Annotated in this window: 7 protein-coding genes; all 7 read left to right on the top strand. The window is 53.6% G+C overall.

Going from position 1 to position 16,111, the window contains the following annotated elements:
* Positions 1 to 195 precede the first annotated feature (195 nt).
* The 7 genes from OFAG_RS11695 to OFAG_RS11725 all read left to right on the top strand — a co-directional run bounded on the left by OFAG_RS11695 (position 196) and on the right by OFAG_RS11725 (position 15,893).
* Entirely contained in the window at positions 196 to 9,003 is an 8,808-nt protein-coding gene (locus OFAG_RS11695; RefSeq protein ID WP_005875789.1) for a glycoside hydrolase family 94 protein, read from the top strand.
* Between the two features lie 191 nt (positions 9,004 to 9,194).
* Positions 9,195 to 10,142 (top strand): YeiH family protein, encoded by a 948-nt coding sequence (locus tag OFAG_RS11700; protein ID WP_005875788.1) that lies wholly within the window; start codon positions 9,195 to 9,197, stop codon positions 10,140 to 10,142.
* Positions 10,143 to 10,292: 150 nt separating this feature from the next.
* Positions 10,293 to 11,060: an exodeoxyribonuclease III gene (locus OFAG_RS11705; protein ID WP_005875787.1), complete on the top strand. Its 768-nt coding sequence runs from the start codon at positions 10,293 to 10,295 to the stop codon at positions 11,058 to 11,060.
* A 156-nt stretch (positions 11,061 to 11,216) separates the two neighbouring features.
* A complete protein-coding gene (locus OFAG_RS11710; RefSeq protein WP_005875786.1) occupies positions 11,217 to 12,137 on the top strand; it encodes an AEC family transporter in 921 nt (306 codons plus the stop codon).
* A gap of 136 nt (positions 12,138 to 12,273) precedes the next feature.
* Positions 12,274 to 13,378, top strand: a protein-coding gene (prfB, locus tag OFAG_RS11715) for a peptide chain release factor 2 (protein WP_147617625.1) whose coding sequence is annotated in 2 segments (ribosomal slippage) — positions 12,274 to 12,354 and positions 12,356 to 13,378 — 1,104 coding nt in all. Because the reading frame shifts where the segments join, the coding sequence is not laid out codon by codon here.
* 47 nt (positions 13,379 to 13,425) lie between these two features.
* Entirely contained in the window at positions 13,426 to 14,961 is a 1,536-nt protein-coding gene (lysS, locus tag OFAG_RS11720; protein WP_005875780.1) for a lysine--tRNA ligase, read from the top strand.
* A 344-nt stretch (positions 14,962 to 15,305) separates the two neighbouring features.
* Complete coding sequence (locus OFAG_RS11725) at positions 15,306 to 15,893, top strand: Dps family protein (RefSeq protein WP_020995325.1); 588 nt, start codon at positions 15,306 to 15,308, stop codon at positions 15,891 to 15,893.
* Positions 15,894 to 16,111: the final 218 nt, after the last annotated feature.

The raw sequence follows: 16,111 nt of genomic DNA on the forward strand, positions 1-16,111 counted from the left end.
TGTTGTTACTTTTTCTCTTTTGCCCTCTTTTGTCAAGCCTTAACTGCCCCGACTTTGAATCAGAAAAAGCGAAATCCAGAAATTCGCCGATTTCCCCTGCAGACTTGATCTTCAATAAACCGCAAAAGCCGTTTTATTGCGATGGTATGCCTGATGAGGCATGGCACAACCATTCATTAACAGAGGCTTTCAAAATTGAAGACTATCAGCGAACTTTTCAATTTATTCAGACAAACCCCGTTTTTCTTTCAGAACGGTCAGGGCAGCACAGACAACAGGGCTTTTCTTCTGGAAGAAGAACCCCTGCGTTCGGAACTGTACAGCATTACCCAGATGGGGCAATACGGGCGGTATCTCGCCCGAACGCATGTGCTGGACGACAAACCTGAAAAAGACCGTTTGCTCGCCCGGCTGTCCGACAACGAAACCGTAATCCGCAAGGTTTACGATATCCTGGCGTCAGCAGTCCGGACAGAAAGCCGGATTACACCCGCGGCTGAATGGCTCCTGGACAATTTTTATCTGATTGAAGAACAGATCCAGATCGCAAAAAACCATTTGCCCGAACGTTACAGTACCGAACTGCCGCGTCTGGCCAATGGACCGATGGCCGGCATGCCGCGGGTTTATGAACTGGCTCTTGAAGTCGTTTCCCACGGTGACGGACACATCGACGCCAACAGCCTCGCCCATTTCATTTCCTCTTATCAGGAAGAGTCCGTCCTGACGCTTGGCGAACTCTGGGCCATTCCCATTATGCTGCGTCTGGCGCTTATAGAAAACCTGAGACGCGTTTCGGCCAGACTGGCCGTATCACGTGCCCATCACGAACTGGCGGAAGCCTGGGTACAGAAATTCATCGACACGGCAGAAAACGATCCCGGCAACCTGATCCTGCAGGTCGCCGATCTGGCCCGTTCCCATCCACCCATGGTCAGCGCCTTCGTTGCCGAACTGACCCGTCGCCTGCAAAGCCAGAAAGCCATTCTTGCGCTCCCCCTTACCTGGATTTCGCAACGACTTTCGGAAACCGGCATGACCATTGAACAACTCGTCATGCTGGAAACACAAAGGCAGGCGGCCGATCAGGTTTCGATCAGTAACAGCATCGGCAGTATCCGTCTTTTGAGCGCGATGGACTGGCATGAATTTGTCGAATCCCTGAGCGTTGTGGAACAGATACTGCGTACCGATCCGACAGCGGTTTATCCGAAAATGGATTTCACTTCGCGCGACCATTACCGCCATGAAATCGAAGAGATCGCCAAGAAATCTCCCCTGACCGAGGCCGAAATTGCGCAACACGCCATTGATCTGACAAAACAAGCGTTCGACGATCCGCAGGCGCAAAAACGGACCGGACACGTCGGTTACTATCTGATCGACCGGGGACGGCCCGAACTGGAAAAATCGGTTCAAATGAAAAAGACCTGGCTTGAAAAATGGATGGGTTCCCGGATTTGTTCCCCTGTTTTCGCCTATCTGGGCGCTTTTTCACTTCTCACCCTGCTCCTGTCAGGTCTGATGATTTATGGCGCCGGCATAGGAAGCGTGCCCGTCTGGCTATGGAGTATAACTGTCGTATGCACTTTGCTCGCTTCAAGCCAGCTCGCTTTGGCGGTCGTCAACTGGTTCAGCGCCTTTCCGAGCCGTTCCGATCCTCTGCCCAAAATGGATTTTTCAAAAGGCATTCCGGAAGGGCACGAAACGCTGGTGGTCGTGCCGTCCATGCTGATCAATGAAAAACAGGTGGAAGGCCTGTGCGACGCACTTGAGGTGCATTATCTCGCCAACCGCGACAAGCGGCTGAAATTTTGCCTCTTGACCGATCTGACCGATGCCCACACGGAAACGACACCTGAAGATTCCGTTCTCCTGGACCGGCTCGCGCACCTGATTGATGAACTGAACGGCAAGCACGCTAAAGACGGCGAAGGCCCTTTTCTGGCCCTGTGTCGTCCACGTCGCTGGAATCCCGGCGAAAAGAAATGGATCGGCTATGAGCGCAAGCGGGGAAAACTGGAAGAATTGAACCGCTTTTTGAGAGGTCAGGACAATAACGATTTCACTGTCAGAATCGGCAACACCGGCCATCTCGAACTTACCCGTTATGTCATTACCCTGGACAGCGACACGCATCTGTTACGGGATTCGGCCAGACTTTTTGTCGGCGCGATGGCCCATCCGCTGAACGCGCCCCGATACGATACGGTCAAAGACCGTGTGGTGGAAGGATACGGTATCCTGCAACCGCGTATTACGACCAGTCTTCCAAATGGAAACGCGTCCTGGTACGAAAAACTGTACGGCGGAGACGCCGGTATCGACCCCTATACCCGGACTGTTTCGGATGTTTATCAGGATGTTTTCGGAGAGGGGTCTTTTATCGGAAAAGGCATTTACGATGTCGATGCCGTTTACCGGACCTTAAACGCCAGATTGCCTGAAAACAGCGTTTTAAGCCACGATTTGCTGGAAGGCTGCTATGCCCGCTCAGGCCTCTTGAGCGACGGCCAGCTTTACGAACAGTATCCTTCCAGTTATCTGGCCGACGTAAAACGTCGCCATCGCTGGATCAGGGGAGACTGGCAATTGCTGAAATGGCTGTTTCCTTTCGTTCCTGATGCCAGGGAGCAAAACCGGTCAGGAAAACAGCGCAACCCGCTTTCCCTGCTTTCACGCTGGAAACTTTTCGACAATTTGCGACGCAGCCTGTTTGCGCCCGCTGCCGTTTTTCTGTTCTTTGTCAGCCTGACTGTTTTCACGCCGGCCTGGACATGGCTTGTCTTTCTGCTCGCCATTTTCTTTTTGCCGCCACTTCTGGTATCCATGACGGATCTGGTGAAAAAAGGCAGGGACATTTCGATAAAGCAGCATTTGTCGGCCGTTTCCCACTCCATATCCCGACACTTTCTGGGAGCCCTGCTTTCCCTCGTCCTGCTTCCGCATGAAGCCTGCTATTCCGCAGACGCCATTCTCCGGACATTGTGGCGGACTTTCTTTTCCAGACGACATCTGCTCGAATGGGTTCCTTCGGCCATGACCAGCCAGAACGACGGCAGCGTTACCACGTATTTCCGGAACATGTGGTTTGCGCCTGCCTATGCTATCGCGCTCGCTTTCGGTATGTCTGCCATGCGTCCGGACCTGTTCGTTTTCTCCAGTCCGTTCATTTTCGGCTGGCTCATTTCGCCGGTCATCGCCTGGAAAATCAGTCTTCCTTCCATTACGGAAATCACGGAACTGTCGGATAAACAAAAGCTTTTCCTGCGAAAGCTCTCCCGGAAAATATGGTCTTTTTTCGACGCCTATATCGGCGCGGAAGACAACTGGCTGCCGCCGGACAATATCCAGCAGATGCCGACCTTTTCTTCCATAAACGAAAAACTGCAGATTGACGAAACCCTCCCGAAAATACCGGAAATCGTCATTGCGCACCGGACTTCACCCACCAATATCGGTCTGGCGCTTCTTGCCTATCTGGCTGCCTGCGACTTCGGCTACATCCCTTCAAACCAGTTGATCGCCCGCCTGAGCAACACGTTCGGTTCGATGGGCAAACTCGAACGATACCGGGGCCACTTCTACAACTGGTACGATACCAAAACCTTGCACCCCCTGCAAAACCCGATCTATATTTCATCGGTGGACAGCGGCAATCTGGCGGGACATCTCATCACGCTGAAATCGGGTCTTGCGGAACAGAAAAACCGCCCTGCACTGACGGAAAGACTGGTTGACAGCCTGCGTGACACGTTTGAGTTGCTGAGAGACGAGGGCATCGGCCATTACCCGGTACAAATAGCAGAGCTCGACAGAAAACTGGCCGACTGGGAAAACCGGGCGCTTACCCTCAAACAACGTCATGTTTTGCTAAACAGTCTGGTGGAATCACTGACACGTCTTGTTTCTGTCACATCAAAGGATACCCGGACACAGGCCGGTTTCTGGAGTAATGCCCTGCTAAGCCAATGCAATCAGCAACTGGATGAAATGGCCAGCCTGATGCCCTGGGTTCTGTTGCCTGAATGGCGCAACGGGCCTGACCCGGTTCCCCGGCTGAACGACAACATGACCCTGCAGCAGCTTGCGGAATTGCCCGAACATCTCGCCGCAATGTTTGATACCCCGGAAAAAAAGGATTCCGGAAAAGAAGCCGCCCTGCTCAATGAATTGGCTGCCCGCGTTGCGCTGGCAGGAAAAGAAGCTCGCAAAAGGCTGGACGCTTATGACGAACTGATCCGGCAGGCAGAAGATTTTTCCCAAATGGATTTCACCTTTCTCTATAACAAATCGACGCACCTGCTTTCCATCGGCTACAACATCACCGACCGCAGAATCGACAACAGTTATTACGACCTGCTCGCTTCCGAAGCCAGACTGACCAGCTTTGTCGCCATTGCACTGGGACAGATTCCACAGGAAAACTGGTTTGCGCTAGGACGCATGATGACGGTTATCGGCGGCGATCCGATACTGCTTTCGTGGAGCGGCTCCATGTTCGAATATCTGATGCCGCACCTTGTCATGCCCAGTTTCGAAAACACGCTCCTGGATCAAACCCACAAGGCCGCTGTCTGGAGACAACGGGATTACGGCAAACAGCGCGGCGTACCCTGGGGGATTTCCGAATCGGCTTACTACGCCTTCGATGCAAGGCTCAACTATCAGTACCGGGCCTTCGGTGTACCGGGGCTCGGTCTGAAACGGGGCCTTGCAGACGATCTGGTTATTGCGCCTTACGCCACCATGCTGGCCGTCATGGTAGAACCGGAAATGTCTTGCGCCAATCTGATGGAACTGGAGGAAAAAGGGTTTTGCGGCCGCTACGGGCTTTTCGAAGCCATCGATTACACCCAGTCCCGCCTGACACGCGGGCAGAACTATGCCATCGTCCAGTCGTATATGGCCCATCATCAGGGCATGAGCTTTCTGGCGCTGGAATCCTGTTTGCTTGACCAGCCGATGCAGAAACGTTTCGAAGCGGATCCCTGGTTCCAGGCAACACTGCCCCTGCTTCACGAAAAGATTCCGAAAACCATCGCCTATTTTGAACGGACGCCCAATCTGTCAAAAACCCAGATGGCGTCCATCCCGGCGGAAATGCCGACCCGTGTTTACACCACACCGGACACACGAATTCCCGAAATCCAGCTTTTGTCCAACGGTTCCTATCATGTGATGGTCACCAATGCCGGCGCCGGTTACAGCCGCTGGAAAGACTATGCCGTCACCCGCTGGAAACCCGATACCACCCGCGACAACTGGGGCACGTTTTTTTACCTGCGCGATCTGGAAGACGGCCATTTCTGGTCAACTACCTATCAACCGGTCAGACAGCCGCTTGGCAAATATGAAACCGTTTTTTCAGAAGGCCGTGCCGAATACAAGTCAGCCCATGACGGAATCGAAACGCAATGCGAAGTCGTCGTCTCGCCGGAAGACGATATCGAGTTGCGCCGTCACAAAATCGTCAACCGTTCCGGCAAGGCGCGTACCGTCGAACTGACCAGTTATTCGGAAACGGTCATTGCCGCCCCGATTGCCGACCTGTCCCATCCGGCTTTCTCGAAACTGTTTGTCCAGACGGAAATTGTTCCGGAATTCCACGCAATTCTCAGCACCAGACGCCCCCGTTTCGTCGAGGAAAAACCGCCTTACGCATTCAGCATGATAGTCGTCCACGACCGTGAAAATCCGGACATGTCTTACGAAACCGACCGTCTGAAATTCCTGGGCCGCATGAACACGCCCAATGCACCGCTCGCCCTGACAGGCAAAGCCCCGCTTTCAGGCAGTCAGGGATCGGTACTGGATCCGGTTTCGGCCATCCGTTGCCGGTTTGTTTTACAACCCGAGGAAACCATCGTTATCGATTACGTCGCCGGTATGACGCACGACAGGGAACAATGCCTTCGACTGATGGACAAGTACGACGACAAATATCTGGCTGACCGGGTCTTCGAAATGGCCTGGACGCATAGTCAGGCATTCCTGCACCAGCTAAATGCCGATGAGTCCGATTCCCAGCTCTACGCCCGGCTGGCCGGTTCGATTCTTTATCCGAATCCGGCTTACCGGGCCGAAAGCGCCGTACTCTCCAAAAACAACCGCGGCCAGTCCGGCCTGTGGAGTTACGCGATTTCAGGCGATCTGCCTATCGTCCTGATCCAGATCCACGCGCAGGAAAATCTCGATATCGTCCGGCAAATGATACAGGCCCACGCTTACTGGCATATGAAGGGCCTGAAAGTCGATCTGGTTATCTGGAACGAGGATTTCGCCGGATACCGGCAGGTCTTGCAGGAACAGATCATGGGCCTGATTTCGTCCACCCATCTGGCCAACGAACAGAACGAGCCCGGCGGCATTTTCGTCCGGCTGGCGGAACAGATTTCACCCGAAGACCGCATTCTGATTTCGTCTGTCGCACGCATCATCATTTCCGATATGAACGGCCCGCTGGCGCTCCAGATCAAACGCAGCGAAAGAAAAGAACGGCGCAAATTACTGCCCTTGCATACAACGCGGCCCTACGTGCCATCCGCCACTTCAAAACTCACCTTCAGCAACCGGCTCCTGAACAATGGACTGGGCGGCTATTCGGACAACGGAAAAGAATACATTATCCATCTTTCCGAAAACGCCTCAACACCCGCTCCCTGGGTCAATGTCCTGGCCAATGCCACTTTCGGCACCATCGTCAGTGAAAGCGGCCAGTCTTATACCTGGGATATCAACGCCCATGAATTCCGCCTCACCCCGTGGGAAAACGATCCCGTTTCCGACATGAGCGGCGAAGCGTTTTATCTGCGCGATGAAGAAACCGGGCATTACTGGTCGCCGACGCCGCTACCCTGCCGCGGAAGCGGCGAATATCTCTGCCGTCACGGTTTCGGCTACAGCGTTTTTGAACACATTGAAGACGGCATTCATTCCGAACTGTGGATTTACGTCGCGCTCGACAATAATATCAAGTACTCCGTTTTAAAAGTCAAAAACCATTCGGGAGCAACCCGTTCCCTGTCGGCAACGGGCTACGTCGAATGGGTGATGGGCGAACTGCGGGAAAAAACCCAGATGAGCGTGGTAACCGAAATCGATCCGATCAGTGGCGCGATCTTTGCGCGCAACCCGTACAATACGGAATTTGCCGACCGGATCGCTTTCTTTACAGTCAACACCCCCAATCGCACTGTCACAGGCAACCGGACGGAATTCATCGGGCGCAACAATTCGCTGAAAAATCCGGCAGCGATGAGCCGTACCCATTTGTCCAACCGGGTCGGAGCGGGTTACGATCCGTGCGGCGCCATCCATGTGCCTTTCACACTGGCAAGCGGTCAGGAAAAAGAAATCCAGTTCATGCTGGGGACGGCAGGCCGAAGAAGTGCCGACGCCAGCCAGTACATCCACCGCTACCGGAGCGCCGAAGCCTCCGAGCTGGCCCTGCATCAGGTACGTCGCTACTGGGAACAGACGCTGTCTGCGGTTCGGGTTCATACGCCGGAAACATCGCTCAATATGCTGGCGAACGGGTGGCTGATGTACCAGACGATTGCCTGCCGCCTGTGGGCACGAAGCGGTTTTTACCAATCCGGCGGCGCTTTCGGTTTCCGCGACCAGTTGCAGGATGCCATGGCCGTCGTCCACACCGAACCGTCCCTTCTCAGAAATCAGATCCTCCTTTGCTGCGAGCATCAGTTTGTCGAAGGCGATGTCCAGCACTGGTGGCATCCACCCGGCAATCGCGGCGTCCGGACCCGCTGTTCGGACGATTATCTGTGGCTGCCGCTCGCCGTTTGCCGTTATGTGACGACGACGGGAGATACCGGCATTCTCGACGAAACGCGCTATTTCATTGAAGGGCGTCCCGTTCCGGAAGGAGAAGAATCCTATTACGATCTTCCGCAGCGCTCCCCGGAAATCGGAACCGTTTATGAACACTGTGTCCGTTCCATCCGGCATGGTCTCCGCTTCGGCAGCCACGGCCTGCCGCTGATGGGATCGGGCGACTGGAACGACGGTATGGACAAGGTCGGGATCGGCGGCAAAGGCGAAAGTGTCTGGCTCGCCTTCTTCCTCTATACCGTCCTGAATGAATTTGCGCTTATCGCAGAGCGGCGCGACGACACGGCGATTGTGGAAAACTGCCGCCAGCAGGCCAAAGCCCTGCAATTGCATATCGAAAACAACGCCTGGGACGGCGAATGGTACCGCCGCGCCTATTTTGACGACGGCACGCCTTTGGGTTCGCGCATCAACGAGGAATGTACAACCGATTCCATTTCGCAAAGCTGGTCTGTTCTTTCAGGCGCCGGAGAAAAAGAACGGACGGTACAGGCCATGCGTGCCCTGAATGAACGACTGGTGAGAAGGGATCAGAAACTTATTCAGCTTCTGGATCCGCCTTTCGACAAATCCGATCTGAATCCCGGATACATCAAGGGGTACGTGCCAGGTGTCCGGGAAAACGGCGGCCAGTACACCCACGCCGCCATCTGGGCCGCGATGGCTTTTGCCAAAATGGGGAATGCCGATCTGGCCTGGGAACTGTTCAGGCTGATCAATCCGGTCAATCACAGCCTGACGCCGGCAGAAACGGAGCTGTACAAGGTCGAACCTTACGTCGTTACGGCAGACGTTTATGCCGTATCGCCACATACGGGACGCGGGGGATGGTCATGGTACACCGGTTCGTCCGGCTGGATGTACCGCCTGATACTCGAATCGCTGCTGGGTATCCGGCTGGAAAACGGCCGTCTCGCTTTCGCTCCCTGCCTGCCTTCAGACTGGACATCGGTCGATATTCTTTACCGGTACAAGGAAACGCCCTACCACATCATTATCGAACAGCAGCCGGGCAAAACGGAAACCGAAGTGCTGCTGGACAATGCCGTTCAGCCCGGCGTCTGGATACCGCTTGAAGACGACCGCAAGGAACACCGGGTTCATGTCAAAACCGGCACGGCAAAAGACGCGGCAAAACCCTTGCCGGAATGAGACGCCAAAAAATCCGGAACCTGTTTTTTCAGCCGTTGTGAAAAAGCAGGCTCCGGTTTATCTGTCCTTCCGGTATTTCCCGACGACAATTTTTTCGGTAAATACATTCTGTATGGTATAAACATGAATCATTATCAATCCATGCATGGCCTTCCTTCCCGTGCGGCAAAACAGCAAAGCGTTTCTTATCCATGGACGAACCGGTAACAAGCAAATCCGTAACGGCAATTCATAAAATTGTATTTTTTATTCTTTTGCTGGTTTGCCTTACTCCTTATATTTCGATTCCGCTTGCTCTTTTCATGGGACTGGCCTTTGCCATTCTTTTCCGCAATCCCTTTCCCGAGATCAGCAAAAAAACATCCAAGTACCTGTTGCAGGTTTCGGTTGTCGGCCTCGGTTTCGGCATGAACCTGTTTGAAGCGCTGAAAGCCGGAAAAGACGGCATCATTTTCACGATCGCATCGGTATTCGGCGTTTTGCTGCTGGGTGTCTTGCTGGGCAAAGTCTTCAAACTCGAAAAAACCATCGCCTACCTGATTTCGGCTGGGACAGCCATTTGCGGCGGAAGCGCCATTGCCGCCGTTGCCCCGATCGTCAAGGCAAAGGATACGGAAATCTCGGTTTCCATCGGAACGGTTTTCATTCTGAACGCCATCGCCCTGTTCATTTTTCCGATACTGGGACACTATTTCAACCTGTCGCAAGACCAGTTCGGCACATGGGCGGCCATTGCCATCCATGACGTGTCCTCGGTCGTGGGGGCCAGTGCCGCCTACGGTGAAGAAGCGCTGAAAATCGCCACGACCGTCAAACTGACCCGTGCATTGTGGATTATTCCTGTTGCCATCGTGACCTCGTTTTTCTTCAAACAGAAATCCGACAAAATTTACAAACCCTGGTTCATCCTGTTCTTTACGCTGGCCATGCTGGCCAACACCTTCCTTCCCATTCCGGAAATCATTACTACCAACATCCTCTGGCTTGCCAAAAAAGGGTTTGCCATCACCCTGTTCCTGATCGGCACCGATCTTTCCCTGAAAGTCATCCGGACGGTAGGTGTCAAATCCATCCTTTTCGGCGTGTTATTATGGGCATTCATCAGCGTCCTGAGCTTTATCGTCATTACTGTTTTATAAATCAGCCAGCAAACTATGGAAATAACCTGTCAAGTTTCAGGTCAGTTCAGCATGGCGCGGAATAAACAGACAGCTTGTCGGGTTGCGAGAAGAAATCTCACACACTTAAAATAACATAAGTTACTGATATTAAAAATAAAATAATTCATCATGAAAATAGCGACCTGGAACGTCAATTCCCTGAAAGTGCGACTTCCGCAGGTTCTTCAATGGTTAAACGACAATCCCGTCGATGTCCTCTGCCTGCAGGAAACGAAACTGACGGACGACAAATTCCCTGTGATGGAAATAGCAGCGGCCGGTTACCAGACCGTTTTCACCGGGCAGAAAACCTATAACGGGGTCGCCATCCTGTCGCGACAAAGTGCGGGCGATATCCTCAAAAACAATCCGTTCTTTCCCGACGAACAGCAGCGTATCGTAACAGGCACCTTCGGCAAGCTTCGCGTTGTCTGTGCCTATGTGCCCAATGGACAGGCCGTGGATTCCGACAAGTACCGGTACAAAATCGAATGGCTGAAAGCGCTTCACGCCTGGTTGCTGGAAGAAAAGAAAAAGTATCCTTACCTGGCCCTGCTGGGTGACTACAATATCGCACCGGAAGACCGCGACGTTTACGATCCGGCGGCCTGGGAAGGGAATGTGCTCGTTTCCGAACCGGAACGCGCCGCCTTCCGCGCTCTGCTGGATATCGGTTTCGTTGATGCTTTCCGCCTGTTTTCCCAACCTGAAAAAACCTATAGCTGGTGGGATTACCGGCAACTGGCTTTCCCGCGCAATCGCGGATTGCGGCTTGACCATATCCTGCTATCAGAAAACCTCGCCCCGCATTGCACGGCCTGCACTATCGACCGTATGCCACGGAAATGGAAACAGCCTTCGGATCACACGCCCGTTATCGCCGAACTCGAGCTGTAAACAGGGAGGCCAGCTTCCACGACCTGTTGTCCGCTTGCCGCCCTTCACCGCTTCCTGTTTGGTCTTGCCCCTGCGTAAAAGGAAAGCAAGCGGCAAACTGGCCATACACAAAGCGATTACAATAGGTCAATCTTAAAACTTTCCAACCGGCATTCCATGAGTACCGTTCTGCTTAAGGCCTTATCGTTTGTCCTGATTATCGCGCTGGGATACGGTCTCAAAAAGCTCGTTTTCAAAGACCCGGCCTGTCACCGTATTCTGGCATTCATCCTGCTGAACGTCACCCTGCCCGCCACCGTCATACACGCCTTCGGCCATTTTCAGCGCGACACATCCCTTTTGCCGGTCGTGTTGCTCGGATTTCTTTGCGCACTGGTTCCCCTTCTGATTGTTTATCTGGCCAGCTATCGCCAGACGAAAGAAAAACGCGCTTTCTCGATGATCAATGTGACCGGTTTCAACATCGGCGCCTTTTCGCTGCCCTTCGTCCAGAACTTTTTCGGCCCCGGCGGCACGATCGTCGCCTGCCTGTTCGATATCGGCAACGCCTTTATGGTGACCGGGGGATCCTTTGCCCTGACCTCGATCCTCCTCAAAACGAATCCCGGCGAAAAACAGACCCCCGGCACACTGGTCAGGAAATTCGCCGGTTCGGTACCGTTCGACACCTACCTGCTAATGCTGATACTGGTCGTTTTCAACTTTCCGGTTCCTGACACGGTGATGACGCTGGTCGAACCCCTTGCCAGCGCCAACGCGTTCGTCGCCATGTTGCTGATCGGCATGATGTTTGAATTCAGAACGCGCGCTGACCAATACCGGACGATGTTTTCGGTAATCGGTCTGCGTATTCTTTTCGGGGCCATATGTTCCACCCTGCTGTATTTTTGCCTGCCTTTCCCCCTCGAAGTCCGGCAAGTCCTTGCCGTCGTTACCTTTGCGCCGGTCTCGTCGCTTGCGCCGATTTATACCGTGCGCTGTCAAAGCGACGGCGCGCTCTCGAGCCTGACCCTCTCCATATCCGTATTGTTCAGTCTCGCCATCATGACCGGTCTGGTACTGCTTATGAAAAACTGAAACACCAAACGGAAAAGACCGTTTTGAAACAGTCCCGGACCCGCAAAACGCGCCGATGCATCAAAACCGCGACCTTGTTCGCCGGGTCGGGTATAATTTTACATTTACGTTAACCTTATCGAATACATCAACCATTATGGAAGCAGAACGTCTCAATGCTATTTCCCACCGCATCACGGATCTGACCGAACGTGAAGCCGCCTTACGGGGGTATCTTTGACTTCGCTGCCAAGTCGGACAAACTTGAGCAGGTCAACGCCGAACTGGAAGACCCCGCTGTCTGGAACGATCCCAAAAAGGCCCAGGAACTCGGCAGGGAAAAAAAATCGCTTGAAAACGTCGTTCTCTCACTGAGCCACATCAAGTCCGCCCTGACTGACGCCGGCGAACTGTTCGAAATGGCGAAAGAAGAACAGGACGACGAAACCCTGAAAGCCGTCGAGGCCGACGTTTCAGAACTGCAAGACCGAATTGAAAAACTCGAATTCCGACGGATGTTTTCCAATCCAATGGACCCGTGCAACTGTTTTGTCGATATTCAGGCCGGAGCCGGCGGTACCGAAGCGCAGGACTGGGCGTCGATGATCCTTCGACAGTATCTGCGTTATTGCGAACGCAAGGGTTTCAACGCCACCATTCTGGAACAGTCCGACGGTGAAATCGCGGGCATCAAGACTGCCACCATCAAGGTCGAAGGCGATTACGCCTACGGGTACCTGCGCACCGAAACCGGTGTGCACCGTCTGGTCCGGAAATCGCCCTTCGATTCCGCCAACGGCCGCCACACGTCTTTCTGCAGCCTTTTCGTTTATCCGGAAGTAGACGACTCAATCGAGATCGACATCAATCCGGCCGACGTGCGCGTCGATACCTATCGCGCTTCCGGCGCTGGCGGCCAGCATATCAACAAAACGGATTCCGCCGTCCGCCTGACGCACATACCGACCGGCATCGTCGTCCAGTGCCAGAATGACCGGAGCCAGCATCGCAACCGTGCCGATGCGTGGGAAATGCTCAAGTCGCGCCTTTACGAACTGGAATTGCGCAAACGCATGGCCGAACAGCAAAAGCTGGAAGATTCCAAAACCGACGTCGGCTGGGGGCACCAGATCCGCTCGTATGTGCTCGATTCTTCCCGCATCAAGGACTTGCGCACCAGTCACGAAACCGGCAACACCAAGGCCGTTCTAGACGGTGATCTGGACGACTTTATTATCGAATCGCTCAAGCAGGGCGTATAAAAGTACCTTACAGACAGTTTATCCCAATACGGAATCCCTATTGCATCATGACTACGCAAACCCGAAAAAACGAACCGGCAGCGCCTGCCCAGGATGAAAACTCCATTATGACCGAGCGTCGCGCCAAACTGGCCGCCTTGCGGCAGGAAGGCGTCGCCTATCCCAACGATTTTCGTCCCGAACACAAGGCCGCCAGCCTGCATGAGCAATACGATGGCCAGGACAACGACACACTGGAGCCGGCCGCCATTCAGGTCTGCGTTGCCGGACGGATGATGCTGAAACGCGTCATGGGCAAGGCCTCTTTCGCTACCCTGATGGATGCATCCGGCCCTCGGGCAGACGGCCGCATCCAGCTTTTCATTTCCAACGACACGATCGGCAAGGAAGCGCACGACATCTTCAAGCGCTACGATATCGGCGACATTCTCGGCGCCAAAGGCACGCTTTTCAAGACCAAAACCGGTGAACTGACCATCCGTGTCACCGCATTGCGGCTGATCACGAAATCGGTACGTCCCCTTCCCGACAAATTCCACGGCCTGTCCGATCAGGAAATCCGATACCGCCAGCGTTACGTCGATCTCATCATGAATGAGGAAACGCGCCGCACTTTCAGGGCCCGTACCGCCGCCATCGCCTCGATACGCCGCTTCATGGGCGAAAACGGCTTCATGGAAGTGGAAACGCCGATGTTGCATGCGATTCCCGGAGGCGCGGCAGCCAAACCGTTCATTACTTATCACAATGCGCTGGACATGCAAATGTTCATGCGTATCGCCCCGGAACTGTACCTGAAACGTTTGCTGGTCGGCGGCTTCGACCGGGTTTTCGAGCTGAACCGCAATTTCCGCAACGAAGGGGTTTCGCCAAGACACAATCCGGAATTCACCATGATGGAATTCTATGCCGCCTACGTCGATTACCGCTGGCTGATGGACTTTACCGAAACGGTGATCCGCCAGGCTGTCATCGACACCTACGGCACACCGGTCATCACTTATCAGGGACGCGAACTGGATTTTTCCAAACCGTTCCACCGGCTGACGATTCTGGAAGCCATTGCCAAATACGCGCCCCACTACACGAAAGAACAGTTGAACGACACCGGTTTCATGAAAGCCGAGCTGAAAAAATTCGGCGTTGAGCTTCTTCCGACGGCGGGCATCGGCGCCATGCAGCTGGCTCTGTTCGAGGAAACGGCTGAGGCGAAACTGTGGGAACCGACCTATATCATCGATTATCCGGTCGAAGTCTCGCCGCTTGCCCGCGCGTCCGATACCCGGCCGGACATCACGGAACGCTTCGAACTGTTCATGGTGGGACGGGAAATCGCCAACGGTTTTTCCGAACTCAACGATCCGGAAGATCAGTCGGCCCGTTTCATGAAACAGGTCGAAGCCAAGGACGCGGGCGATGAGGAAGCCATGTATTACGATTCGGATTATATCCGCGCACTCGAATACGGCATGCCGCCCGCAGGCGGTTGCGGTATCGGCATCGACCGTCTGGTCATGCTCCTGACCGATTCGCCCAACATCCGCGACGTCATTCTTTTCCCCCATATGCGACGGGAAGAGTAATTTCCGGAAACGTCCTTCCCGAAAAGCCGGCTAAAAGCCGGCTTTTCCGTTTTATCCATCCCGATTCTGAGCGAAGTCAATGAACCGGCGCGTTGGAGTAGCGCCCCACCCCATTCCCTCCTAAGATAACCCCGTTGGGCGAAACCCGTTCCATACGCCACCCGACACCGCTTTTTCCCGGCTTGTCCGTCGTCTGCACAAAAAGCGTACCGGGTGTACCATGTTTATACCTCAATGATCAGTTTGCCGGCGTTTCCGTCCGGACATCCCGCTACGCCGGCTCCGTTCTGCTCATTGAACGCTTCAACTAACCTGTTGTTTACCTTTTTATGATTGGAAAGAAAATGTCCACCCAACAATCCGTCGAAACAGGTAGCAAAACGATTAACAAAATTGATATTTCGGGGTCTTCCATGAAAAAATCCAATCCAGTTTCCCGCCTCTGCACCACTTCCGATTTGTCTGCGGAAGGCATCACCAAAATCCAGCAAGCCTTGAATCCTCTGCTGGCAGACGTTTTCGCCTTGTATCTGAAAACCAAAAACTTCCACTGGCATCTTTCCGGTCCGCATTTCCGGGATTACCACCTGATGTTTGACGAACATGCCGACCAGCTCTTCGACATGACCGACGACATCGCTGAACGGGTCAGAAAACTCGGCGCCCAGACACTGCACTCCATCAGCGAAATCTCCAAAGAACAACGCATCAAGGACAATAACGAACCTTACGTTGATCCGCTGGACATGTTAAACGAACTGAAAGACGATAACCTGAACCTCCTGGGTTCCATGCGTGACGCCCATGAAATTTGCGACGAAAACAAGGATGTCGCCACGGCGAGTCTGCTGGAAAACTGGATTGACGAAACCGAAAGACGCATCTGGTTCCTCTTTGAAGCGGCGCAGGATACCGATTCTACAGGTCACTGATTCATCCTGTCGCAAGAAACGGAATGTCCTCTCCGGAACATTCCGTTTTTTTGTGCCTTTATTTTTTAAAACAACAGCTTATCCTTCTTCTTCCTATCTCTCCTCTTGCGCACCGCCTTTTACTTCTCTCTTGCGATCAAACTCCTTTCCCTTTAATGCAACTCAAATCCGAAAAAAACAGTACGGGTACATTTAATCCGTTCTTTTACAGGCTTTTT

Origin of the sequence: Oxalobacter paraformigenes (assembly GCF_000158475.2) — a bacterium.
Classification (GTDB): domain Bacteria; phylum Pseudomonadota; class Gammaproteobacteria; order Burkholderiales; family Burkholderiaceae_D; genus Oxalobacter; species Oxalobacter paraformigenes.